At 53.6% G+C, this 24,931-nt stretch carries 18 protein-coding genes; 8 read left to right on the plus strand and 10 right to left on the minus strand.

Annotated elements, in window-relative coordinates; genetic code table 11:
* Nucleotides 1–6: 6 nt before the first annotated feature.
* The 3 genes from U740_RS10080 to rlmKL form a co-directional block, all read right to left on the minus strand.
* Nucleotides 7–1,653: a SulP family inorganic anion transporter gene (locus tag U740_RS10080; RefSeq protein WP_051921428.1), complete on the minus strand. Its 1,647-nt coding sequence runs from the start codon at nucleotides 1,651–1,653 to the stop codon at nucleotides 7–9.
* A gap of 84 nt (nucleotides 1,654–1,737) precedes the next feature.
* Nucleotides 1,738–1,980 (minus strand): glutaredoxin family protein, encoded by a 243-nt coding sequence (locus U740_RS10085; RefSeq protein WP_036860548.1) that lies wholly within the window; start codon nucleotides 1,978–1,980, stop codon nucleotides 1,738–1,740.
* Nucleotides 1,977–4,136 (minus strand): bifunctional 23S rRNA (guanine(2069)-N(7))-methyltransferase RlmK/23S rRNA (guanine(2445)-N(2))-methyltransferase RlmL, encoded by a 2,160-nt coding sequence (rlmKL, locus tag U740_RS10090; protein ID WP_036860550.1) that lies wholly within the window; start codon nucleotides 4,134–4,136, stop codon nucleotides 1,977–1,979. Before rlmKL ends, U740_RS10085 begins: the two co-directional genes overlap by 4 nt.
* Nucleotides 4,137–4,357: 221 nt before the next feature.
* Between rlmKL and rmf the strand changes: the two genes are divergently transcribed.
* Nucleotides 4,358–4,564, plus strand: a complete 207-nt coding sequence (rmf, locus tag U740_RS10095; RefSeq protein ID WP_036860551.1) for a ribosome modulation factor — start codon at nucleotides 4,358–4,360, stop codon at nucleotides 4,562–4,564.
* A gap of 137 nt (nucleotides 4,565–4,701) precedes the next feature.
* Here the strand turns inward: rmf and U740_RS10100 are convergent, their stop codons facing one another.
* Nucleotides 4,702–9,570, minus strand: a complete 4,869-nt coding sequence (locus U740_RS10100) for an NAD-glutamate dehydrogenase (protein WP_036860552.1) — start codon at nucleotides 9,568–9,570, stop codon at nucleotides 4,702–4,704.
* Between the two features lie 198 nt (nucleotides 9,571–9,768).
* Between U740_RS10100 and U740_RS10105 the strand changes: the two genes are divergently transcribed.
* The 7 genes from U740_RS10105 (at nucleotide 9,769) to U740_RS10135 (ending at nucleotide 17,731) form a co-directional block, all read left to right on the plus strand.
* The gene (locus tag U740_RS10105; RefSeq protein WP_036860555.1) at nucleotides 9,769–10,728 is read left to right on the plus strand and encodes an AAA family ATPase; all 960 of its coding nucleotides are present in this window, start codon (nucleotides 9,769–9,771) and stop codon (nucleotides 10,726–10,728) included.
* Nucleotides 10,729–10,731: 3 nt separating this feature from the next.
* On the plus strand, nucleotides 10,732–11,667 hold the full coding sequence (locus tag U740_RS10110) for a DUF58 domain-containing protein (protein ID WP_036860556.1): 936 nt from the start codon (nucleotides 10,732–10,734) through the stop codon (nucleotides 11,665–11,667).
* Nucleotides 11,664–12,155, plus strand: a complete 492-nt coding sequence (locus U740_RS10115; protein ID WP_051921430.1) for a DUF4381 domain-containing protein — start codon at nucleotides 11,664–11,666, stop codon at nucleotides 12,153–12,155. Before U740_RS10110 ends, U740_RS10115 begins: the two co-directional genes overlap by 4 nt.
* On the plus strand, nucleotides 12,149–13,138 hold the full coding sequence (locus U740_RS10120; protein ID WP_036860558.1) for a vWA domain-containing protein: 990 nt from the start codon (nucleotides 12,149–12,151) through the stop codon (nucleotides 13,136–13,138). The genes U740_RS10115 and U740_RS10120 overlap by 7 nt, the downstream gene beginning before the upstream one ends.
* Nucleotides 13,138–14,985 carry a vWA domain-containing protein gene (locus U740_RS10125; protein ID WP_051921432.1) on the plus strand — a complete coding sequence of 616 codons (1,848 nt, stop codon included), beginning with the start codon at nucleotides 13,138–13,140 and terminating at the stop codon, nucleotides 14,983–14,985. Before U740_RS10120 ends, U740_RS10125 begins: the two co-directional genes overlap by 1 nt.
* Nucleotides 14,986–14,988: 3 nt before the next feature.
* Nucleotides 14,989–16,704, plus strand: coding sequence for a BatD family protein (locus U740_RS11910; protein ID WP_051921434.1), 1,716 nt, complete (start codon nucleotides 14,989–14,991; stop codon nucleotides 16,702–16,704).
* A 232-nt stretch (nucleotides 16,705–16,936) separates the two neighbouring features.
* Nucleotides 16,937–17,731 carry a ParA family protein gene (locus tag U740_RS10135; RefSeq protein WP_036860560.1) on the plus strand — a complete coding sequence of 265 codons (795 nt, stop codon included), beginning with the start codon at nucleotides 16,937–16,939 and terminating at the stop codon, nucleotides 17,729–17,731.
* Nucleotides 17,732–17,938: 207 nt separating this feature from the next.
* Here U740_RS10135 and pepN read toward each other — a convergent pair whose 3' ends face one another.
* The 6 genes from pepN to U740_RS10165 all read right to left on the minus strand — a co-directional run bounded on the left by pepN (nucleotide 17,939) and on the right by U740_RS10165 (nucleotide 24,656).
* Nucleotides 17,939–20,572 carry an aminopeptidase N gene (gene pepN / locus U740_RS10140; RefSeq protein ID WP_036861929.1) on the minus strand — a complete coding sequence of 878 codons (2,634 nt, stop codon included), beginning with the start codon at nucleotides 20,570–20,572 and terminating at the stop codon, nucleotides 17,939–17,941.
* A gap of 8 nt (nucleotides 20,573–20,580) precedes the next feature.
* Complete coding sequence (locus U740_RS10145; protein WP_036860562.1) at nucleotides 20,581–21,408, minus strand: DUF2797 domain-containing protein; 828 nt, start codon at nucleotides 21,406–21,408, stop codon at nucleotides 20,581–20,583.
* 3 nt (nucleotides 21,409–21,411) lie between these two features.
* The gene (locus U740_RS10150; protein WP_036860563.1) at nucleotides 21,412–21,684 is read right to left on the minus strand and encodes a YeaC family protein; all 273 of its coding nucleotides are present in this window, start codon (nucleotides 21,682–21,684) and stop codon (nucleotides 21,412–21,414) included.
* 81 nt (nucleotides 21,685–21,765) lie between these two features.
* Complete coding sequence (locus tag U740_RS10155) at nucleotides 21,766–22,629, minus strand: rhomboid family intramembrane serine protease (protein WP_051921437.1); 864 nt, start codon at nucleotides 22,627–22,629, stop codon at nucleotides 21,766–21,768.
* Nucleotides 22,630–22,634: 5 nt separating this feature from the next.
* Entirely contained in the window at nucleotides 22,635–23,555 is a 921-nt protein-coding gene (locus U740_RS10160) for an NAD(+) kinase (protein WP_036860565.1), read from the minus strand.
* A gap of 369 nt (nucleotides 23,556–23,924) precedes the next feature.
* A complete protein-coding gene (locus tag U740_RS10165) occupies nucleotides 23,925–24,656 on the minus strand; it encodes a helicase associated domain-containing protein (RefSeq protein ID WP_036860568.1) in 732 nt (243 codons plus the stop codon).
* Nucleotides 24,657–24,931 lie beyond the last annotated feature (275 nt).

A 24,931-nucleotide genomic window follows, 5' to 3' on the forward strand; every position in this document is an offset into this window, starting at 1 on the left:
CTCCGGTCAATGTAGCCCGTCCCGCTCAATGTAGTCCATTGCATCGCGCAATGAAGCAAATCTGTGCCTATCATCGAGAAACTGCAGCGCACCCAGTCTTTTCAGGTCGGCGCTGGTTTGTTCGGAAATACCTACCAGCAACACATAGCGCTGGTGATGCTGTTCGTTGCGAATCAGCTCATCTAGAATCATTGCGGTCGAAGTACCCACCAGCTGGGCACCAGTCAGATCCACAATAATAATTTCGTGAGAAACATGACCCGCGAGGCGGCGGCGCAGCCCCCGACCCACCCCAAAACTGAGGGGGCCGGCGAGACTCAGCAGAGCAACCCGGCCTTGCTGGGCCGCCAGCCATTCGTCAACAGGGCTCTGATCACTTTCTGTCCCTTGACCGTGTTTAAAATGGACATTATCCAACTGAATGGTCGTCAGACGCTCAACAGTAATCATGTTGGATAAAAACACCCCCACCAGGACAGCAGTAATCAAATCGACAAAAACCGTCAGGAACAGCACCAACACCATCAGCGCTGCAGTATCCACCGGCAGCCTGCCAAGCCGCCGCAGGTAGGGCCAATCGATGATATCGATACCCACCTTGATCAGAATACCCGCCAGCACCGCCAAGGGTATATGTCCCGCGTACTGACCCGCGCCAAGCATCACCGCCAGCAACACCAGCGAGTGAATCATTCCGGAGTAGCCGGTCTTGCCACCTGTGCGTATATTGACCACTGTGCGCATGGTGGCACCGGCACCGGGCAACCCGCCGAAAAAGCCGGCCACCGTATTACCGATACCCTGCCCGATCAATTCACGATCGGAGTCGTGCTGCTGTTTGGTAAGGTTGTCTGCCACTAGTGACGTGAGTAAAGAATCGATGGAACCTAGTACAGCCAGTAATACTGCGGCATACAAAAGATCATCCAACATATCCAATGAGAACATTGGCCATTGCAGCGACGGAAATGCCGAGGGAATTGCACCGATTGTCGCCACGGTCCCCTCGGGGAGCCAAAGCACACAAAACGTTCCGAGCAACAGCACCAACAGAGGCGATGGCAGCCAGACATTCCAGCGATGGGGCCATAAACAGACACCCGCGATCGCCAGCAAACCCAATGTCAGGTCGTTCCAGCTGATCGCTGTTAGCCATTCGGGAAAATAGTCCAGCGTTGCCAGCAGTGAAGGGGTGCCCGTGTGCCCAAGTATGGGACCCAGTTGCAGCACGATGATGATGACGCCTATCCCGGTCATAAAACCTGAAATAACCGAATAGGGAACCAGAATGAAATACTTGCCCAACTTCAGCAACCCAAAGCCGATCTGGAGAATGCCGGCAAGAATCACGGCGCTGAAGCCCATCAACAGGCCCGCTTCCGGGTGTTTCGCCTGAATTGAGGTAAACACACTGGCCATCACCACCGTCATGGGGCCGGTAGGGCCGGATACCTGGGCGGGCGTACCACCAAACAGCGCGGCAAAAAAACCGACAAAAATGGCACCGTAAACACCCGCAGCAGGACCCGCGCCGGATGCCACCCCAAACGCCAACGCAAGCGGCAAGGCAACCACAGCGGTGGTTAGCCCACCGGCAAAATCCCTGGGTAAGTGACGAGTGGAAAGAGAATTGAAAAACGTAATCCCGCGCATGACAGCCTCTAACCGGTGTCTGAAATGACAACATACTCCAGAGATGCCGCCACTGACAGCAGTGGCCAGGATTTGTCGCCCGGTCTAGGGACCTGAAATCAGGCGCCGCACCTGACCGGCAGTAAAGGGCCAGCCTTTCTCACGCCCATCCGGAGTGACAATCACCGGGATGCGAATACCGTATTTCGCCGTCAGCACCTCATCCTCATTGATATTGACCACATGCAGACGCCAACCCTTCTCCTGGAGAACCGGATAGAGCAGCGCCTTGGCCTGATCACAGAGAGGACAGTGGGTACCGCTGTATAGCGTCAGAATGTCACTCATTGTGGATGCCTGATCAACCAACAATTGTGAAGCTTCTGATCGCGCTGAAAATCCGGATCAAAGGTTTGCTCGGTGATCGCCTCCACCTGCCAGTTCTGCAGCACCGCCTCATCCATGGAAAATTTACGGAAGTTATTGGAAAACACCAGGGTACCGCCCGGCGCCAGCACAGCCATGGCATGCCCGATCAATGCCCCATGGTCTCGCTGAATATCCAGTACCTGTTCCATTTTCTTGGAGTTGGAAAAGGTCGGTGGATCGAGAAACACAAGATCAAAGGCACCCTGCTCTCTCTCCAGCCACTCCAGACAATCTGCCCGCAGCAACTGATGTTGCTTCAGGTCCAGTCCGTTCAGGGCAAAATTGCGTCCGGCCCACTCCAGATAGCTGTTTGACATGTCGATGCTGAGGCTGCTTGTCGCCCCGCCAAGCGCCGCATGAACACTGGCGGCTGCGGTGTAGCAAAACAGATTGAGCACCCGTTTGCCCCTGGCCATGGCACCGATCATCCGGCGCACCGGTCGGTGATCGAGAAACAGGCCGGTATCGAGATAATCTGACAGATTCACCTCAAAGCGGGCAGCACCCTCTGTGACTACCTGCAACGCATTATGACTGGAGCCGCTCGGCTGGCGCTGGTACTGGCTATCACCCTTCTGGCGGCGACGCTCTTTAAAAAATAATTTACCGCGGCTTTCCGGATAAAGCGATAGCAGCGCCTGACGGATCTCGGTGAGGTGACGGTTGGCGCTCGCCTCATCGACAGTGATGGGCGGGGCGTACTCCTGCACATGGATGGCGTCCTGATAGACATCGATAGCCACGGCATACTCCGGCATATCCGCATCGTACAGACGGTAACAGCTCACCCCTGAAGCCTTCAGCCAGCCCGCCAGTTTTCGGGCATTTTTTTTCAGCCGATTGGCAAACATCTGCGCGCCTTCACCAAGCGCCGCTGCAGACTCATCGGAGCGCGGCTGCGGGTTCCGGTCATCAGCCTCCCGAAGCTGAAAGAGCAATAGCTGACTGGGAATCGTGCCGTTAAAAAACTGGTACTTCTTGTCGGCTCGCAAACGCAACTCACCGGCCAACTCGGCATTGCCGGTAATCACCGCCATACGCCAGCCGGGGCATTCCCTTTTAGCCACTTCACCCAATGTCTGGTAGAGCGGTTTTAATTCTTCCATCTCGCCCCAGCGTTCACCGTAGGGGGGATTGCAAATAATCAATCCATCCCCCGTTTCACGGTGTGTGGGCTTTTTGAACGCCTCGATGGGTTTCGCCATGACCCGCACCCACTTTTCCAACCCCGCACAGGCAATATTTTCCTGGGCTGCACTTACGGCCCGGGTATCCTTGTCATAGCCACGGATTTCAGGTATCTCGCGGGACAGGCCTGCCTCGCAGCGGGCCAGCGCCTCCTGCCGGATGTCTTGCCACAATGTGTCATCGTGCTTCGCCCAGCCGTGGAAACCAAATCGTTCCCGAATCAGCCCGGGGGCCATATCGGCAACCATCATCGCACCTTCAATCAAAAACGTGCCACTGCCGCACAAGGGATCAATCAAAGCGCCACCCCGTGCTGCAATCTCCGGCCAACCCGCCCGCAACAACAGGGCAGCGGCCAGATTTTCCTTCAGTGGTGCCGGCACCATGGCCACACGGTAGCCCCGCTTGTGCAGACTGCCACCGGACATGTCGAGGCTGACGGTGACAGCATCCTTCGCCAATCGCACATTGATTCGCAAATCCGGGTTTTGCAGATCCACATCCGGCCGTTCACCGAAATAATCCTGAAGCTGGTCGACGATCGCATCCTTGACCTGCTGGGCACCAAATTTGGTGTGCCTGATGGCATCGTTGGTACCAATAAAGTCAACCGCAATGGATTGCCGGGGAGTCAGGTGTGTTTCCCAGGGAATCGATCTGACGCCACGATACAGATCATCGGCACTGCTGACGTCAAACTTCTCCAGGGGCAGGAGCACCCGATTGGCCAGGCGCGACCACAAACAGGCCCGGTAGGCAAAAGCCAGTGTGCCCTCCACATAGACACCCGCCACTGTCTCCCGGGTTTTTCCCGCACCCAGTGAGGTCAGTTCACTGGCCAACAGGGATTCAAGTCCTTTCGGACAACTGGCAAACCACATACTCATAAAAAATGTTCCAACCCACGCATCAAGCCGTCATATCAGGAGAGCAATGGAAACACAAAATCGATTGATTACATAAGGGAATTAAAAACCACTACTTATAGACAAATAAAATCTTCGACAGCGCTGACAACATTTGATGTGATGGAAGGGCTAGACCATAAAAAACCAGCAAACCACTTTAATCACAGAAAGTGGCCCTAGAAATCAGGAGTTCATGTCATATGAAAAGACAAAAACGAGATTCCTCCCACCGCGCTTTCATCAAAGGTTACCAGGCAGGCTACCATGGCCGAAACAAGACACTATGTCCTCATTCAGAAGAAACCACACTTGCTCAGGACTGGTGCAACGGTTGGCGGGAAGGTCGTGAAGATAACTGGAGCGGCTACAAGGAACAGGCCGTTCAGCAGAAAGTCAGCAACCTGTAAATATTTCTATCCATTTTCCCTAACGGGGCACTGTCCCCCTGAAAAGTCCTGACCGGACTCAGGAAGCGGCTTGTGGAGGTGCACAACCTCCCGCCGCTTCCAACCAGACCCGGTGCCTCCATATCCCCAAGCAGCCTTCAAATCGCGCAAAAAGGCACTGTATCACGGTGGTTGATGGTGGCCTGAACAAGATCCAGCAACTCCCGCAGGGCCACTGAGAACATGGCAAAATCCCGACCTGGCGTAGTGTGCAGCTCATTCATCATATCCATCCAGCGGGCAATCAGGTGCGGGTGTGTGGCTTTCCAGGCCTGGATCGCCCCATCGATATCCCTGACACCGTTAACCCCGGCCAGCAAGGCAGCACACAACGCTCGGCGCTGTCCCTCCAGATCATCTACATAAGATTCACGGGCGAAATCCTGCCAGCGATTGTCCGGTTCGAGCTGAATAATCTGTTCGCCAAACCAATCGAGATCCAGTTCCGTACCCAGTTTAAAATAGAGCTCCAATACCAACCCAACAGGTTTCCTATCGGTGGCTGCCAGATCAGCTATACCAAAGCCGAAAAACAGAAAATTGGCACTGGCCACCAGCATCGCCACATCCTCCTGCACCCCAAGTTCAATCAGGCGCTGCACCTCTTCCTGCCAGTCATTGGCTTCTTCCCGATGAAACAGCGTCGGCAACAGGAGTTGCAACTCCACCAGTTTCGGCCTGAGCGTCTGTACCTCCTGTTGTGGATTGAGGCAGGATCGGCGATTTCGCAGTACCCACCGCGAGGCACGCCGTCCCATCCGCATCAGGGCGTGGAACAGTTCGAACTGCACCTCTGCCGGAACCAGGTAATCCAGGGATTCAACCCGCCTCCAGAAATGGTCGATGCGCAACAGGTCCCTGGCGACAGCAAATGCCCGCATCACATCACTGACACTGGCACCGGTGGAGGCAATCTGTCGCTGAAAATAGGGGACCCCCATCAGGTTAACCATCTCATTGACCAGCTGATTGGCAATAATTTCCCGCTTCAAACTGTGCTGTAACAGTCTGTCGGGGTAATTCTGCGAGATGCTCCTGGGGAATGCTCCGGCAATCATTTTGGTCAGATAGGGATCTTCTGGCGCATCGGATTTTAGCACCTGATCCTTGATCAGGATTTTGGCGTAGGACACCAGAATCGCCAACTCGGGATGTGTCAGACCAAGTTGACGTTTCTCGCGGTCCTTGAGCGTCTCGTCATCGGGCAAATATTCCAGTGAACGGTTGATCAGGCCACTGGCTTCCCAATCCACTATCGCCCGCCAATACTCTGAAAAATTGGTTTTACAACGGTAGTGCGCAAGACTGATGGCCAGGGTCTGGCGATAATTATTGGCCAACACCAGCTCGGTCACTTCCTCCGTCATGTCCACCAACACCTGGTTGCGCTGCTTGGTGGTGAGATCCTCGCTTTGCACCAGGCCATTCAGCAGAATTTTGATATTGACCTCATGGTCAGAGCAGTCCACACCTCCCGAGTTATCGATAAAGTCGGTATTGCAGGCACCCCCCTTCAGCGCATATTCAATGCGGCCACGTTGGGTCATACCGAGATTGCCCCCCTCGCCGAATACACGGCAACGCAATTCACGGCCATCGATACGAACACTGTCGTTGGCACGATCGCCAACATCCTGGTGACTCTCCCCCGACGCCTTCACATAGCTGCCTATACCACCGTTCCAGATCAAATCAACCGGTGCTTTCAATAGGGCATTGATCAGCTCGTTGGGTTTCAGTGCAGCCTGGCTGATATCCAGCGATGCTCGAATTTCCGGGGTCAACTTGAGTAACTTTGCGCTGCGGGAAAAAACCCCACCACCGGGTGATATCAACGTCTGGTCATAATCTTCCCAACTTGAACGTGGAAGATGAAACAACCGCTCCCGCTCTGCAAAACTCGCCTCGGGATCGGGGTTTGGATCGATAAAGATATGTTGATGGTTGAACGCTGCCACCAACTTGATATGCCGCGACATCAACAAACCATTGCCAAACACATCTCCCGCCATGTCACCGATACCAATAACAGAGAAATCCTCCGTCTGGGTATTGAGTCCCAATTCACGAAAATGACGCTGTACTGAAACCCAGGCGCCCCTGGCAGTAATACCCATCTTTTTGTGATCGTAGCCGTGGCTGCCACCGGAGGCAAAGGCATCACCCAGCCAGTGACCGTAGGCCAGCGATAGCTCATTGGCATAGTCAGAAAAAGTGGCTGTTCCCTTGTCTGCAGCAACCACCAAATAGGGGTCATCCTCATCGCGTCTGACCACACAGGGCGGCGGAACAATGTCATCGCCAACCACGTTATCGGTAAGATCTAGGAGTCCTGAAACAAACAAGCGGTAACAGGCGATACCCTCCTGCAATAGCGCTTCCCGACCCGGATTGCGCGGCATCTGCTTCGCCACAAAGCCACCTTTGGCACCGGTCGGGACAATCACTGCGTTTTTAACCTGCTGGGCTTTCACCAGACCCAGCACCTCGGTGCGATAATCCTCCAAGCGGTCAGACCAACGCAGCCCACCCCTCGCCACCTTGCCCATTCGCAGGTGAACGCCCTCCATCCGGGGAGAATAGACAAAAATTTCGTAAAGCGGCCGAGGTTCCGGCGCATCGGTGAGTTCCCCGGGGGCCAGTTTCACTGCAATACAGGGCTTTTGTTGATCATCAGTCCCGAGCTGGAAGTAATTGGTACGCTTGGTGGCATTGATCAATTGCTGGTAGCTGCTCAACACCTTGTCCTCGTTGAGGTTGCTCACCTGCTCCAGCGCATCGAGAATTTTTTGATTGAGTCGTTCGGCGCGACCGTATTCATCACTTTGCGGAGTCACCACTTTGGGATCAAACAAGCAGCGAAACAGCGCTACCAGATTTCGGGTAATGTCGAGGTTGGCAGCGAACGTATCTGCAATAAAATCCTGACTGAAGTTACTGCCCAGTTGCTTCATGTAGCGGGCATACAACCGCAACAGGGAAACCATTCGCCAATCCAGCCGGGCACCGACCACAAGATGGTTGAAACGATCATTTTCTGTTTGCTGGGACCAGACGGCTTTGAATGCCTCCTGGAAAGTGTTCCTGACCAGTGATACATCCACATCCACGTCCAACCCGAAGCGCAGCGTGAAATCATGTAGCCAGACCTCGCCGCCCCGCCGAGGCGTAATCTGGTAGGGATGCTCTCCCAACACCCTGAAACCGAGGTTTTCCAGCATCGGCACAAGATTGGAGAGTTCTAGCTGGTGATGGCGATGGAACAGCTTGAAACGCATGACATTCTGATCAGCACCCGCCTGCTGATAGAAACCGGTGGCAATTTCCTCATCGCTGCCAAGATCGTGAAACAACTGAATATCATGAATGGCCGAACGGTGGTCAAAGTGATCCATATAGCTGGCGGAAAAGGCATCCCGGTAAAGGTGGGCCATGTCCCTGCCCAGCGACTCACCCCACTGATCCAGTGCCGCACGCTCGAGCTCATCATTCCAGTCGAGGGTCAACTCAACAATCCGACCGATCAGTTCATCCCGGTCAACTTCCCGATAACGACTGGAATTGAGCCTCAGGACAAACTGGGTACGAGCCAGCAGCGACTCGGAGAAACTGGTATTGAACTCGCACTCGGTGGCATCAAATTCGTTTTTGAGCATGTGCTCAATCGCGGTGCGAATGGAAGTGCGGTAGATATCTCGCGGCATGTACACCAGACAGTTGATGAATTTTTCGAAAGGATCAACCCGAATAAAGAGCCGTACCAGACGCCTTTCACTAATCTGCCAGATACCGACCAACGTCTCGTACAACTCATCGGCGGAGGAATGAAAAAGCTCGTCCCTCGGATGTACTTCAATCAATTGGGAAATCGCTTTGAAGTCGTGGCTGCCCGCACTGAAACCGGTGCGATCCAGCACGTTTTGAACCCGCTGGCGAATCAATGGAATCTTGAACGGGCTGACGTTATAAACTGCTGAGGTATATAGCCCCATAAACAGGTATTCGCCCATGACAACGCCCTTTTTGTCATAGTGCTTCAGTACAATAAAATCCGGGTAAGCTTGGCGATGAACCCTCGAACGCAGAGATGACTTGGTAAAAGCCATCGGGGCATCGCCCTTGTAGAATGCCTGGATACCAGGACTGAGTTCGCTAAGCGCCTGTTTTTCAATATTGATCTGATGACGGCGGAAAATACCTAGCTGCCTTTCCGGAAGATGTTTCAATGCGGGGGAACCACGGTCTTTTAAAAGACGAAACTCGGAGCAACCCTGAAAGATAAAAGCACCGTCACGCAGCCACTCGAGAAAGGCAGCCAGTTCATCCGCCTCACACGCCGGTAGGTTTGCATGGTTTTCCCTGACACCGGCTATTGCGTGATTGAGTCGTTCGGCCATCGGGAGAAAATCGTCGGTTACCGCCTCGACATCGCGCAATACATCCAATATGTCGTGCTCCAGTGACTGATGTTCCTCACTCGACGTGCGCAGATCCACATCGATATAGATCAGCGCTTCAGCACGACTGTCGGGCGTTGACGGGTCGGCAAACAGATCGACCAGAACACCGTTCTGATCGCGAACAACCTGAAAGACCGTACTCTTGATCAGCTGAATATTGAGTCCTGCACGGTTAATCTGGATGCGCACAGAATCCACCAGAAACGGCATATCACGCTGCAATATGAACAGTGCAGTAGCATCACTGACCCAGCCATCCTCCTCCAGGACCGGGTTGAACACACGAACGGCTGGATGATCCGGCGCCACCCTGCGGGTAAAGTTGTACAGACTGAATACAAAGCCCTGGATATCATCCAACTGCTCATGGGCCAGTTCGTGCAAAGGAAACAGTTCGAAGACTTTTCTCGAAAATGGCACTAACTGCTCTGCCAGTTCCGTCGGATATTTTTCGATTATCTGCGCTTCAAGGGAGGCAAAAAAATCACCTTCAAAAACTCGCTGCATGATTACCTCTTTCCCGTATTTTTTTGTGTAAACCCTTACTTGCTGATTCCCTGTGCCCAGTACGGCAGCATACGCCGTAACTGAACTTCATCTGCTACCTACAGTCTAGATTAACCTCATATGATTGCCCTGTTTGGGTTAGCGGCCAGCAGGCATTACAATCTCTGATCTCCGTTATAACAAGAAGTAAGCATCAGCATGACTCATCAGCAAAAAATTTTGCAGCTCCGCGATTATCTCAATACCCAGATTGTCGGCCAGCCCCACCTGATAGACCGGCTGATCATTGCCATTCTGGCCGATGGACACCTGTTGGTGGAAGGCGCCCCCGGGCTGGCGAAAACCAAAGCCATCAAAACCCTGGCGGATGGCATTACTGGTGATTTTCACCGCGTCCAGTTCACGCCCGACCTGTTGCCCTCCGACATCACCGGCAGTGATATCTACCGCCCGGAAGACGGTAGTTTTCAATTCCAGCCAGGCCCGATTTTTCACAACCTGGTACTGGCAGACGAAATAAACCGGGCACCGGCCAAAGTCCAGTCAGCGCTACTGGAAGCCATGGCAGAGCGCCAGATCAGTGTCGGCCGCAGCACCTACCCACTGCCCAAACTTTTCCTGGTCATGGCCACTCAGAACCCTATCGAACAGGAAGGTACATACCCGCTGCCGGAAGCACAAATGGACCGCTTTCTGATGCACGTCAACGTAGACTACCCCGAGGCAGAGGCGGAGCGACAGATTTTGCGCCTGGCTCGCAATGAAGCATTGAACGAACCGATAGCGGCCGTCGACAAAGTCACAGAGGAAACTTTGCTGGAAGCCCGCAAGGAAGTTTTGTCAGTCCACATGGCAGAACCTGTGGAGGAATATATCGTCCAGTTGATCCTCGCTACCCGCAATCCTACCGATTATTGCGAAAAACTGGGTAGCTGGCTTGATTTTGGTGCCAGCCCAAGAGCCACCATATCGCTGGACCGCTGTGCCCGGGCCTGCGCATGGCTCAAGGGTCACGACTACGTTTCACCGGATGATGTGCGCAGCGTGATTCACGATGTATTGCGCCATCGTCTTATTCTGAGTTTTGAGGCAGAGGCCAGCGGCATTACTCCGGACCGGGCAATCGATACCCTGATCAGCAACGTACCCTCTGCCTGATCAATGGACGATCCCGACCTCAACAACCCCGCCATCGCCGATGTCACCACACTGGTAGGCATGCGATTTGGTACGCGCGACCTGAAATTTTTCCCCCGGCGAATGGCGAGAACCTCACTGATGGGAGGACACCACTCGCGGACGCGGGGCCGGGGTATGGATTTTGAAGAAGTCCGGCAATACCAGCCCGGTGACGATATTCGCTCAATCGACTGGCGCGTCACTGCACGAACACTGACCCCCCACACCAAGCTGTTTCGGGAAGAGCGGGAACGGCCCATCCTGGTAATCACCGATTTGCGCCCCAACATGTTCTTTGGCTCAAAAATGCTGAAATCCATCACTGCCTGTCAGCTGGCTGCGGCGCTCGGCTGGGCCGGCCTGAACGCCAATGATCGGGTTGGCGGGCTGATTATAGGCGCAGAGCAGCATCGTGAAATCCGGGCTCGTCGCAGCAGCCATAGCGTCTTGCAGCTAATCCACCAGTTAAGGGACTTCAGTGAACTGCTGACCCGCTCAGTGCCCGGCAAATACAGCATGGTCGACATCATGCGGGACAGTCGGCGGGTAGCACTGCCCGGCTCAACACTTTTTCTGATCAGCGATTTCCATGATCTGAACAAAGACTGCGAACAGCACCTTTTCGAATTGGCCAGACACTGTGACGTCAACCTGTGCCAGATCCATGACCCACTGGAAAAACAGTTGCCACCCCCAGCCCTCTACCAGGTAAATGACGGTAATCAGCAATTTTCACTGAATACACGAAGTCGAGAATTGCGCGAGGAGTTTGAGCAGCACTTTCTGCGTCACCAGGCACGGCTGCGACAACTGTGTACACAATTGCGCATGGGGCTGATGGCTTTTGAAACAGGAACCTCTGTTATACCGATACTGCAACAGACCTATAGCAGAAAAAAAAGCGGCCGACACCCATGAACTCCCAGGATCCACTCTCACAGCTGCGCGACATTCACCTGCCCGACCCTGTCGGCTGGTGGCCCCCTGCCCCGGGCTGGTGGTTGCTGGCACTTCTGCTATTGAGCGCAATGACTTACTGTCTCTGGTGGCTGAAAAAGCGGCACCAGGACAATCGCTATCGACGGGAGGCACTGCATTGCCTGGCCGAGCTGGAGCAATCCCTGGCGGAACAACCGCTCGAATATTGCCATGCCATGCTGGCGCTCCTGCGTCGCACCGCGAAAACAGCCTATCCGGATCAGTCCCTCGAGTCGGAACTGACACCAGCGTTATTGCAGCGGCTTAACCAGCAATGCCGGCGAGCACTGTTTGGCGAAACACTGCAGCAACAGTTGGCAGTCCTGCCCTATCGGGCTGATCCGGAAAATATTGACCATCTGGTTATTTCCCTGCACACCGCCATAAAGCAATGGCTCGAACAGCATCGGCGGAGTTCATCATGCTGACGTTTGAATGGCCCTGGCTGTTTATCCTGTTGCCGGTGCCGATAATTTACAGGATGCTGCGCAGCCGGGCCGAACCGACAACACCGGCCCTGAAGGTGCCTGTCTACTCGGCCCTGTCCAGGAATATACCGGTGCTGAAAAGCGGCGGCGGTTGGCACTGGTTGGCACTGGCACTGCTGACGGTCACATGGATTGCCCTGCTCGCAGCGGCTGCCCGCCCCACCTGGGTTGGCGATCCCATTGCCATACCCAGCACTGGTCGGGATCTGTTGATGGCAGTGGACATCTCCGGCAGCATGCAAGAGACCGATATGCAGATAGGTGGCAATACCGTGGACCGGCTCACTGCCGTCAAACAGGTGATCGGAGAATTTGTCGAACGTCGACAGGGCGACCGCATGGGACTGATTCTGTTCGGTACACGCCCCTACCTGCAGACACCACTGACATTTGATCGAAGGACCCTGAATGTGCTACTCAATGAAGCTCAAATTGGCTTTGCGGGCGACCGCACTGCCATTGGTGATGCCATTGGTCTGGCGGTGAAACGTTTGCAGCCTCGTCCCAAAAATCATCGGGTCCTGATTTTGCTGACGGATGGTGCCAATTCTGCCGGCCGGGTTAAACCGCTGGAAGCGGCCGACATCGCTGCCAGGGAAGGCATTGTGATCCACACCATTGGCATTGGTGCAGAAGTAAAGCTTGAGCGCAGTCTCTTTGGCACGCGACAGATCAATCCCTCCAGTGACCTGGATGAAGGGACCCTGACTGCCATCGCCGGGAAAACCGGTGGCCAATATTTTCGCGCTCGCAACCCGGAGGAGCTTGAAGCGATTTACAGGCGGCTTGATCAGTTGGAACCCGTTGCCCAGGAGGCTGAAACCCTGAGACCGACCAAGGCATTATTTTACTGGCCACTGGGATTTGCACTGTTTTGCAGCTTTGCAATGGCAGCCCTGACAAATCGCGGAGATAACCGCTGATGAGCATGCTGCAGGCCCTGTCTGAATTTCATTTTCTCCGGCCGGCCTGGTTGCTGATCATTCTGCCTGCGCTACTCACCAGCTGGTGGTTACACCGCTCCCAGATCAGGCGGGGCAACTGGCACCGGGTCATTGCACCGGAACTGTTACCGCTGCTACTGGATGAATCCACCCATCAAAAACGGCGTTCACTGGTGGTGGTTTCACTTCTCGGCTGGACCATCGCCACGCTCGCCATAGCAGGCCCCACCTGGGACCGGACACCCCTTCCAATCCACAAGCAGGAAAGTGCGCTGATCATCCTGTTTGATCTCTCACCTTCCATGTTGTCCCAGGATCAGAAACCCAACCGGCTTACCCGTGCACGGCTGAAACTGATCGAGTTGCTGCAGCAACGTAAGGAGGGGACAACCGGGTTGATCGCCTACGCTGACGATGCATTTGTGGTCAGCCCGCTCACCGATGACGCCAACACGCTTGTGGCACTGGTTCCGGCTCTGGACCCCAATATCATGCCCGGCCCCGGCAGCCATGTTGAATCTGCCGTACAAAAAGCCATGGAACTGGCGCTCAATGCCGGGGCCACCCGAGCGGACATATTGTTAATGACCGATGGTGTTGCCGAGCGCGCCCGGGATGAACTGAGTAATATCTTTCGCGGTATGGGCGACTTCCGCCTCTCGGTGTTCGGTATTGGTACAGCAGAGGGGGCACCCATCCCCATTGGCGGCGGCGGATTTGCCAAGGACAGCAGTGGTTCCATCATTGTGCCACGTCTGGATGAACAGAGGCTCACACAGCTGGCAAACCGGCATGGCGGCCGCTACAGCGCCATCACGGCAGACAACACCGATATCAACTATCTGCTGGAGGGCTTCGAAATCGGACCGAACGCTTCCACCCGTCAGCTTGAGCGCAACTTCGATAGCTGGCATGACACGGGCTATTGGCTGGTGCTACTACTATTACCGATACTGGTGCTGGCTTCACGCCGCGGCATAGTCCTTGCCTGTTTGATACTGACACCACTGTTTGGTCTACCCGTACCCGCCCAGGCCCTGAGCTGGGACGACCTCTGGCTGACACCTGACCAGCAGGCATTACGGGCCTTGCAGGAAGGCGATACCGCCACCGCCCAGGAAAAATTCAATCACACGCAATGGAAAGCGGCCGCCGCTTACCGCAATGGCCAATACGACCGCGCGACCGAACTGTATCAGGGTGATTCAGCCATCAATCACTACAATCGCGGCAATGCACTGGCAAAAGACGGCAAGCTTGAAGAAGCCATTGCCAGCTACAACCAGGCCCTGGCGCTTGCACCGGAAATGGAGGACGCCCAGTTTAATCGCGAACTGGTGGAACAACTCAAGCAGCAGCAACAGAATCAGCGGCAGGATCAGCCGAAAGAAGATCCTCCGGAAAAACCTGAAGATCAGCAAAATCAGCAACAGCCCGGCGAACAGGACCCCGAAGATGCCAATGACGGTTCTGACAATCCGTCCGGAAGCAATAACCAGAACAGTGCCGAGCCACCTGACTCTGAAGCAGAAGATGGACAACAGGAAGGCGAACAATCGCAGCCGGAAAACCAGTCAGAACCCTCCGAACAATCGACCGATCCGCAATCCTCTCCCGGTGATGGCAAGCAAAGTGAACAACCATCACAGGGGTCACTACCGGAAATGAGTGAGGAGGAAAAACAGGCCATGGAGCAGTGGCTGAGAAAAATCCCGGATGATCCCGGTGGCTTGCTGAGAGAAAAATTTCGCTATGAATCAAGAAAGCGTGAATTCGAGGAGCGCCGTGGTATTAACCCGCCCGGCGATCAGGAACAGAGGTGGTAAAAGTTGATAAACACTGATTGGGGTAGATCACTGCTATGTTACGTTTTTGTTCCGCTATTTCTGTTGCTGGGCAGCACCGGGGCCACTGCTGACAACTTGTCGGCGACAGTGGACCGCAACCAGCTCAATCGCGGTGAAACTGTCGAGTTGCGGGTTCGATTCGACAGCCAGACATCTGGCGAGCCGGACTTTTCTGTCCTGGAGGAGGACTTTGATATCCTCTCCCGCCGCCAGCAAAACCAGTTTTCACTGATCAATGGCACAGCGGTCTCCTACACTGAATGGTTACTGGAGCTTGTGCCCAGAGAAACGGGGGAAATACTGATCCCGGAGCTTGATTTTAAAGGCGTAAACAGCGAGGCAATCACCCTTCAGGTGGAAGATAGCCGTCCAGCAGCGAAAAACAGGGAACCGATATTTGTTGAAACCGAGCTGGATAAAACCACCAGCTATGTTCAGGAACAGCTGTTACTGACTTTGCGGATTTTCACGTCAGAACCCCTGCTTGGCCTCAGCAGCGACGGTTTATCAATAAACAACACCTCCATACTGCAACTGGCTGAAAACCAGTACCAGACCCGCGAAAATGGTGTGGTTTATCAGGTCAACGAAATCAAATACGTGTTGTTCCCGGAGGCCAGTGGCGAACTGGTCATACCCCAGATTCGTCTGAATACGGCTATTCCAGATCGCCGCGATCCTTTCTCGGGCTCCCTTTTCGGAAACCGGGGCAAGCGTGTCCTACTCTATTCGGACGAGCAAAAAGTGACTGTTCTGCCCCGCCCCGCCAACTCGGGCGATGGTGCCTGGCTTCCCGCCAAGGGTCTCAGTCTCACCGAACGCTGGAGCCGTCCGCCCGATGAACTGGTGGCGGGGGAACCGATCACCCGTACCATCACACTGACCGCCCAGGAGTTGGCGGCGACCCAACTGCCGCCTCTGCACATCCCCGATGGCGATGGTTACAAAACCTACCCCGACCAGCCTCAAATGGATAACAGTGGCGATAGCAGTGGTGTGATCGGTTCACGGGTGGAATCGATGGCCATTGTCCCATCCAGGGCAGGAACTATCACACTGCCCCCGGTAACCGTCCAATGGTGGGACACCGTCAGCCAGCAACCGAGGCAAGCGATCCTTGAACAACGTACACTGACAGTGAAGGCTGCTGCAGGCCAGGTGCCGGATGTGAGTGAAACTGATAAAACTGACAGAACCAATGCAGCCGAGCCGATAGTGACGCCCGTTGTAGCTCAGGAATCCAACCTGCTGATATGGATGTTGGTCAGTGTGAATCTTGTGCTCCTGATCGCCGTCGCAGTATTGTTTCTGCTGTGGCGCAATAGCAGTCGTCAACCGGCATTGAACGTCACCCCGGTAGAAACGGAGGATGAGCCCAAAGAAAGTACATTGTTTGCCGAACTCGAACGACAATCCAAAAGCGATAACCCGCGGGCATTCCGCCATGCTCTGCTGCGCTGGGCAAGGGTATACTGGGACAAGCCCTTATTGTCACTGCAGGATGTGGCCGACACGGCAAATGGTGACGAACTTGCCGAAACACTGGATGCACTGGATCGTTCGCTCTACAGCGGCGCCACCCCGGAGAATGTCAGCCTGCCGACAATCTTTCAGCAGTTGAAACAGCTCAGAAAAAACCGAAAAGGCCTGGGCAAACATCAAAAAGGGACGCCGCTGGCGCCACTGTATGGCAAGTAAACCGGCAGTGGGTTACTGCTGCTGGGGGTCACGCCTGTAAAAAGTGCATTCAAAAGCACAAAATGCTGCTATTTTGTGCACTTTCCCACCCGTTGATTGGCGCTTACCCACGGCTAGGGCTTAGAAGCTTCGCGTCGATCAAGGGATTCCATAAAATGACAATCTGGCATTTTTCATGCAGGATGCTTTACCGAAAAGCCATCCATTTCAACGCCAGGCAAGGATCCAGAGTATGCGTCGAGTTGTTTTCAATCAAAAAGGCGGTGTAGGCAAGTCCAGTATCACCTGCAATCTGGCGGCTATCGCTGCCAACAGTGGGAAACGGACACTGTTACTCGATCTAGATCCACAGGGCAACTCTACCCAGTATCTGCTGGGTGAAAACCCTGATACGACCAACACCATTGCCGATTACTTTTGTCAGACCCTGTCTTTTAACCTCTCGCCGAAGAAACCGGCTGAATTTATCACTGAAACCCCCTTTGCCAATCTGTCTATCATGGCGTCGGCCCCCCAACTGGAAGAGATCGAACAAAAGCTGGAATCACGCCACAAAATCTACAAGTTGCGTGACTTGCTAAACAAGCTGGAACCGCACTTTGATGAGGTGTTTATTGACACAGCACCGGCGATGAACTTCTACACCACCTCAGCACTGGTGAGCGCCGACCGGGTATTGATTCCCTTCGATTGCGACGCATTTTCACGACATGCCCTGTACAACATTCTGCATGTCATTGGCGAAATACGGGATGATCACAATGAAGACCTGCTGATCGAAGGAATTATCGCCAATCAGTTTCAGCCGAGAGCCAATTTGCCGACACAAATCATCAATGAGCTGATTGCAGAGAAGCACCCGGTACTGCCAATTTATCTGAACCAGTCGGTAAAAATGCGCGAATCACATCAGGCGGGGAAACCGCTGATTCACTTTGCGCCCAGTCATCCGCTGACCCTACAATTCCTGGCACTTCATGATCACCTGAACAATAAAAAACGGACAAAAAAAACCACTGCCCGATAATCAACGCAAAGGGGTCGTCCAGAACAGCGGGCAAAAAAAGGAGAGCCAGAGGCTCTCCTAAATATTAACGATGAAAAACCCCTTCAAGAGGGGTTGCTGTCACTTTGGAGATACACCTGTTTGGCACATCTACCTAGACCAGTGTCTGCTTATTCATCACCGTTGTCATTGACACGCATCAAGTCAACAGAGTGCAGCGGTAATCCCTCAAAGACTCTTCGAAGCGATCTCATACGTATCCCGAGACAAACCAGGCGCTGCCAGCACACGTGAAAGTTGCTCCTGCATCAGTGACTGTGCCGACAGGTCATAGCGTCGCCATTTGGTTAGCGGCGTCAGTTGACGGGAGGCAATCTGCGGGTTCAGCTTGTCTAATGCCAGCACATTATCAGCCAGGAACTGGTAGCCAGCGCCATCCTGCCGATGAAAGTTAACCGGATTACTGTTGCAGAATACACCCACCAGCGCACGCACCTTGTTGGGGTTATGGAAGTCAAATGCAGTGTGCTGCATGAGTTTTTTCACCCGCTCCAGGCCACCCGGACGCATACAGGACGCCTGTACCTGAAACCACTGGTTCAGCACCAGCGGCTCCTGTTGCCAATCCTGGTAGAATTTGTCCAGCGCCTTCTCTGCCAGCGTCACCGCCGCGTCCCGCGGGTCATTAACCAACCCGGATAATGCAGCTAACCGATCGGTCATGTTGTCTGCGGTCATAAACTGCTCATGAGCCAGTGACAGGGAATCCTCGACGCCGCTGTTCAACAGATAGCGCAGGGAAAGGTTTTTTAGACTCCGCCGCGCCATGGCAACACCGGAAAGCGCATATTGTGGCTGCACGTTATCCAGATAGGCTTTACGCCAAGCGGTCACCAGGGTTTTTCCCAACTCACCACAGACAAAGCGACGAACCTGATGGATAGCTTCTATATCAATCACGTCGGACAACTCTGCCAGCAGAAACTCGGTAGGCAGGGTCAACACCAGTGCCTGCATGGCCTGGTCGGCCTCGATTTCATCCAGCACCTTGGCAAAAACCTCTGGCAAACGGCTATCCAGTTGCAGTGGTTCACCGGTACGAAAATCTTTAATCAACGACTGCATTAACGCGATGGAGAGCCGCTGACCGGCATCCCAGCGGTTGAAGCCATCGCTATCATGGGCCATTAAAAAACCCAACTCATCAAAACTATAGGGATAATTCAGTTTTACAGGCGCCGAAAAATTGCGCAGCAGAGATGGTACTGGTCGACAATCGATGTGCTCAAAAACTACTGTCTGCTCGGTTTCGGTAATTTCCACAACCCGGCTGGTTTCACCTGCCGGACTCAGTGGCAAATCCCCTGCGTCTGTCACTAACCCCACCGTTACTGGAATATGAAAGGGCTGTTTGTTCTGGCTCTCGGGAGTGGGCGGACAACTCTGCGAAAAGTGTAATTTGAACTGTCGCTGCTGTTCATCGTAACCACTGGTGACAGTCAGGCGAGGTGTGCCGGCCTGGCGGTACCAATTCATGAATTGACTGAAATCCCTACCACTGACCTCGGCCATGGCGGCCACAAAATCTTCGATGGTGACAGCCTGGCCATCGTGGCGCTCAAAGTAGAGATCAGAGCCGCGACGGAACAATTCCGGACCCAGCAGCGTATGAATCATACGCACCACCTCTGCCCCTTTCTCATAAATGGTGGCCGTGTAGAAGTTGGAGATCTCCATATAGGATGCAGGCTGCACCGGGTGGGCCGTCGGGCCGCCATCTTCGGCAAATTGCACCGTGCGCAGCATAGTGACATTTTCGACCCGCTTGACCACCGGGGAACCCATGTCCGCAGAGAACTGTGAATCGCGGAACACGGTAAAGCCCTCTTTCAGGCTCAGCTGAAACCAGTCCCGGCAGGTAACACGGTTACCGGACCAGTTGTGAAAGTACTCGTGGGCCACCACAGCCTCTACCCGATTGAAACCATCGTCGGTGGTGGTGGCCTGATGGGCCAGCACACAGGAAGTATTGAAGATATTGAGGCCCTTGTTTTCCATGGCCCCCATATTGAAGTCGTCCACCGCCACGATCATATAGAGATCGAGATCGTACTCACGACCATAGACCTCTTCATCCCAGCGCATGGCATTTTTCAGGGAGGTCATGGCGTGATCACATTTCTCCAGATCCTTGGATTCCACATAGAGCTGTAGCACCACTTTACGGCCACTGCAGGTGGTGAAATTGTCTTCTACCACAGACAATTCACCGGCCACCAGCGCAAACAGGTAGGCGGGCTTGAGAAAGGGATCGTGCCAGGTTGCCCAGTGGCGGCCATCCGGTAACTCGCCCGTTTCCAACAGGTTGCCATTAGACAACAAGACCGGACACTCAGCCTGGTCGGCCACTACCGTCGTGGTAAATTCCGACATCACATCGGGGCGATCCAGATAGTAAGTGATACCCCGGAAACCTTCGGCTTCACACTGGGTGCAGTAAATGGTGCGGGATTTGAATAATCCTTCCAGGGACGAATTTTCCTTCGGACGAATAATCACTTCCGATGTCAGAGTGAATTGCTCAGGGACGTTGTGGATCAACAGCTCATCTGCCGTCGCGCTGAACTGCTCGGGCGTCAACGGCTTTCCGTCGATACTCAGGGATTGCAGCGACAGCCCCTGACCATCCAGCACTAGGCTGGTTTCCCGGTCATTGGCATCGGGGTTGCGCCTCACGTCCAGGGTGGCCAGAACAACAGTGTCATCCTGACGGATATCCACACGCAATGCCGTTTTATCGATCAGATAGCGTGGGGCAGAGTAGTCTTTCAGGTAAATATTGCCCGGCTGGGCATCTCTCATCATCATAATTAATGGGCCACTTCTACATGGTAGGCTGTGTATTTGCGAATATTGATGACCCCGCTGTCAAAAATCAGATACTGGCCTTTTATACCCAGCAGGGTTCCCTCTAACGAAGGCACCTTATCCAGATTGAAGCTGGTCACCTTTGTTGGGTATTCCAGCACCGGGTAATCAATATTCATGGGGGCTGCATCATCAAGCCGCTGGAGGGCCTGAAGACCGAAACGGTCTTCCAGAGCAGTCAGCTGTGTTTCGGTCCGGTCAAACAGTGCATCCCGAATAGCCGGCAGATCGGCGGGAACAATCTCGCCCTTCAGCATGGTTCGCCAATTCGTCTTGTCTGCCACATACTGGCGTAAAACATCCTCCACCAGGCCGGATTGCTGACGGGTTTTCACTCGCATGATGGGCAGTGCCTGTAAGGCTCCCTGATCAATCCAGCGGGTCGGCAGCTGGCTCTCGCGGGTAATGCCAACTTTCACCCCGGATGAATTGGCCAGGTAGACAATATGATCCACCATACAATGTTGTTCACCCCATTCCGGCTCCCGGCAGGTGCCCTCGAAATAATGGCATTTTTCCGGGCTGACAATGCAGGTGTCACACTGCGCCAGTTTCGTGAAACACGGATAGCAGTAGCCCTGACTGAAACTCTTGTTACTGCGCCGGCCACAATGAATACAGTGAATTTTACCGCTGTACTGAATACGCAGGGTTTTACCAAGCAGATCGTTCAACGGCAGGCACTCGTCGTCCAGCGGCAAACCGTACTGCACCGGGCCGTCCGCCAGAGCTACCCGCATTTTCTTGAGGTGTCCCGAATAATCAGGCATTAATTACGACTGCCATTTGAGGGGCTGCGGGCCATCGCTGTGATCAGACCGCTTATTGGTGTCACAGGGTTCAGTTTTTTTCTTGGGCGGAATATAGCCAACGCGCTGATCTTCAGGTATGTGGCGGAGATCATAGGCAATAATTGCCTGCATACTGTGTTCCCGCTGAGCTGCGGTAAGCTTTTTGCCATCGGGCCATTTGCCCCGTTCCACAGCCAGCTTGAGACTTTCGTAAATATCGGGGGTGATGGAATCGATCAGTTGCTGAAAATCCATGGTTTACCTCAGTGACAACTCGGTAGCAGCTGTCACCCAACCACTACCTTAAGGACTTATGTCTGTGCAAAATTATACCAGCTACTGACGGTGCCCGCCGGTATCGATAGCTCCAGCCCAGCCGCCCAGCACCATGCCGCTAACCAGACCGATCGCATGGGCGGCATTGGCGATATTGACTCCCATCAATAGCTCCATAAAACCGCTCATCCCTGCCAATAGCCAGATCAACATGAAGCCCAGCAACCCCCCGGGAAGAGAGAGTATTGGACTGGGATATACCCGGTTTCTTATCCAGATATAGCCGAGCAGACCATAAACCACACCGGACATACCGCCAAACAGCGCGGGACCGCTCCACAGGTATTGCCCCAGGTTAGAGGCAATCGCCATCAACAAAACAATCATCAACATGTGCAGACTGCCTGCAAGGGTTTCGATTCGCCGCCCCAACTCCCACAGCCAGAGGCCATTAAATGCCAGATGAAAAATACCAAAGTGCAAGAAAACCGGCGTCACCAACCGCCAGTATTCGCCCCGACCCAGAGCGATCTCCGCATACTCGAAGCGGATACTTTCACCGACCAAAAGGTAGTCCTGGAAGGTCAACCAGTGCACCAGTGGAAACGCATGACTGACCAAAGAAGCACCGATGACACTGAGCAACAGCAGGATCAAGACTACCGGGGCTTTTTGTAACTGTTGCTGAAAACTCAAGGCGGGGGGACCCGATATGGCGGGAGAAAATGTTGACCTCGCCTCCTCCAGCAGACTGATAACCTGCGGCAACTGCTCAGGATATTCTATCCACAGTTGAACCCACTCACCATGGAGTTTGAGCTGATGGGATATACCCAAACTGTTTAACCGGGCATAGAGATCGTCCATATCAAGCTGAGCGGGGATGTCTGCCACATGTGTCCAGGTTGAATCCAGTTCACTCATGGCAATTAGTTGACCAGCCTATTGATGCGATCACTGGTGCGTTCATCGATACCCAGTCGGCTGCCCCACCCAAGCTTGGTACGACAGGTCTCATAAAAATTGTGTGCGACCGGATGAATCAACTGCACCTGGCGGGCTTTCTTGTGGATCTGAATGATATCACCGGGCTCGGACTGCAGGTCAGTCTGACCGTCACAGGTGACCAGCGGATGCAGCTCGTTGCGGGACCCCACCCTGATCTCGATATCACTCTTGCCGCCCACGACAATGGGTCGACTGGACAACGTATGGGGATTCATCGGCACCAGAACAATTGCATCCAGATTGGGATGCATGATCGGCCCACCCCCAGAGAGCGCATAGGCTGTAGATCCCGTCGGGGTAGAAACAATCAGACCATCGGAACACTGGCTGTAGACAAATTGCCCATCAATATACAGCTCAAACTCCATCATCCGGACGGATTTCCCTGGGTGAAGCACCACATCATTCAGTGCTGCACCGGTTCCGATCACAGTCCCTTTTCTGCTAATGGAAACATCCAGCAGAAAACGGCTGGAGAGAATAAACTCCCCGGCCAGCACCCGTTTCATCTGTGATTCCATTTCATCCGGCAGGATATCGGTAAGAAAACCCAGTCGACCCCGATTGACACCCAACAAAGGAATATCATATCTCACCAAGCTGCGCACAGCGCTCAGCATACTGCCATCGCCCCCAACTACAATGATAAGATCCACCGACGTCTCTAGACTGTCACTATCAAATACCGGTAATTGGCTGTCGCCGACCAGCTCCGCCGTTTTTTGCTCAAGCAACACCTGATAGCCGGATTCTGTCAGAAAAGTGATCAGTCGCTTCAGCGAGTCTACAATCTCGGGCAACTGGATATTGGCCACAAGCGCGATGTGTTTGAAGTCAGTCATGGAGTAACCGGAAGAGTCCCTTTAGGAATACCGTTGGATTATATACCCAGAATCTTATCGGTTTCGCCCAAAAAGGGTGATAAAGCTCCGTTGTGGAAATAGAGCCCGTTATCGCCAGAAGCCGCTGAAGCGCCAATGCAAACACTCGAGGGAGAAACTTGTTATGAGCAATCCGGCAAGATCCAGTTATACCGAAACCCAGGCCAAACGGATTTAATGAGGGTACATCCATGGCGGGAGACAAGGCCGACACGGGAGTCCATACAGCAACGTATGCTATTGGATATAAGCTGGCGACCGAGAATCATTGGGAACAGGGTCACAATGATTCTCAGCGCCACCAGACCAGTAATATCCTACCAGCTCCTATTAAAGCGGGCCGCTTGAAGTTGAAACATTACTTTTTTTACTGTTGTCTCCCGGCACAAACAGCACGTGCGGCAGATCATCAGCCGTCGCCCAGCAGAATCCCAGCCTGTTCAATTTTGACAGCTTTGCCTGTGTAAGATAATTATGTGCCAAATCTAAACGCTGCTTGGTTACCCACATACTGAGATCAACGCCCCCTTCAACCATATAACCCTCTGGCACAAGGCAATCACCGTACTCTTTCTGATAGGCCTCAAGCGCAGCGTACATACAGTCCCATGCGTATTCACGCAAATCCCAGACATACCCGAGCTCGGCGAGACGATGGTACTTATCTCGGGGATAGTTGCCATCAAAATAACGTTGTTTCCATGCCCACAGGCCAAGGGGATAGTTATCCTTGGTCACGTAACCGTCGGGAACCAGGCAATTGCCGTACTCTGCCTTGTAGGCCTGCAATGCAGCAAACCCTTTTTCCCAAGGCAAGTCGTGCAAGTCCCAGACGAACTCCAGACTGTTCAGTCGTTCAATTTGATCTTCCGAAAGTTCGCCCCTAGCTTTGTCCCGGCACATTTTCTGCACCCAGTACCAAAGAAAGTAACCCTCCGGGGTCTTGTAATTATGAGGTACCAGACAGTGGCCCTTTTCCGCTTTAAAAGCCGTCAGCATTTCAAACCACTGATCCCAAGGGGTCGAAGTGGTCGCTTCCATTTTTGTATCAAGGTCTTTCATGAATATACCTTTCCAGATCAACTGGGTTAAATCAAAGAAACAATTGGCCTCAAGGTAGAGCAAAAGACGCTGAAATGAAAGGGATCATTTACCCACGCCAGTTTAAAAAACGCAGCCGGACTAACCTGATAATTTAGCAGCAACAGGATAAAAACCCGCACAGCTATTGCCGTTACCCTGATTATCATGGCCGAGCCAAGCATGGTAACGGTAACAGTCAACAGGTAAAACACCAGAACCACTGGGAACTGTACTATAGGACAACAAACTGGCAC

This window comes from Porticoccus hydrocarbonoclasticus MCTG13d (genome assembly GCF_000744735.1).
Lineage (GTDB): Bacteria > Pseudomonadota > Gammaproteobacteria > Pseudomonadales > Porticoccaceae > Porticoccus > Porticoccus hydrocarbonoclasticus.

Bases quoted from the DNA above. Each gene is read 5' to 3' on its own strand.
- U740_RS10080 (WP_051921428.1), bottom strand. From the start codon at position 1,653: ATGCGCGGGATTACGTTTTTCAATTCTCTTTCCACTCGTCACTTACCC.
- U740_RS10085 (WP_036860548.1), bottom strand. From the start codon at position 1,980: ATGAGTGACATTCTGACGCTATACAGCGGTACCCACTGTCCTCTCTGT.
- rlmKL (WP_036860550.1), bottom strand. From the start codon at position 4,136: ATGAGTATGTGGTTTGCCAGTTGTCCGAAAGGACTTGAATCCCTGTTG.
- rmf (WP_036860551.1), top strand. From the start codon at position 4,358: ATGAAAAGACAAAAACGAGATTCCTCCCACCGCGCTTTCATCAAAGGT.
- U740_RS10100 (WP_036860552.1), bottom strand. From the start codon at position 9,570: ATGCAGCGAGTTTTTGAAGGTGATTTTTTTGCCTCCCTTGAAGCGCAG.
- U740_RS10105 (WP_036860555.1), top strand. From the start codon at position 9,769: ATGACTCATCAGCAAAAAATTTTGCAGCTCCGCGATTATCTCAATACC.
- U740_RS10110 (WP_036860556.1), top strand. From the start codon at position 10,732: ATGGACGATCCCGACCTCAACAACCCCGCCATCGCCGATGTCACCACA.
- U740_RS10115 (WP_051921430.1), top strand. From the start codon at position 11,664: ATGAACTCCCAGGATCCACTCTCACAGCTGCGCGACATTCACCTGCCC.
- U740_RS10120 (WP_036860558.1), top strand. From the start codon at position 12,149: ATGCTGACGTTTGAATGGCCCTGGCTGTTTATCCTGTTGCCGGTGCCG.
- U740_RS10125 (WP_051921432.1), top strand. From the start codon at position 13,138: ATGAGCATGCTGCAGGCCCTGTCTGAATTTCATTTTCTCCGGCCGGCC.
- U740_RS10135 (WP_036860560.1), top strand. From the start codon at position 16,937: ATGCGTCGAGTTGTTTTCAATCAAAAAGGCGGTGTAGGCAAGTCCAGT.
- pepN (WP_036861929.1), bottom strand. From the start codon at position 20,572: ATGAGAGATGCCCAGCCGGGCAATATTTACCTGAAAGACTACTCTGCC.
- U740_RS10145 (WP_036860562.1), bottom strand. From the start codon at position 21,408: ATGCCTGATTATTCGGGACACCTCAAGAAAATGCGGGTAGCTCTGGCG.
- U740_RS10150 (WP_036860563.1), bottom strand. From the start codon at position 21,684: ATGGATTTTCAGCAACTGATCGATTCCATCACCCCCGATATTTACGAA.
- U740_RS10155 (WP_051921437.1), bottom strand. From the start codon at position 22,629: ATGAGTGAACTGGATTCAACCTGGACACATGTGGCAGACATCCCCGCT.
- U740_RS10160 (WP_036860565.1), bottom strand. From the start codon at position 23,555: ATGACTGACTTCAAACACATCGCGCTTGTGGCCAATATCCAGTTGCCC.
- U740_RS10165 (WP_036860568.1), bottom strand. From the start codon at position 24,656: ATGAAAGACCTTGATACAAAAATGGAAGCGACCACTTCGACCCCTTGG.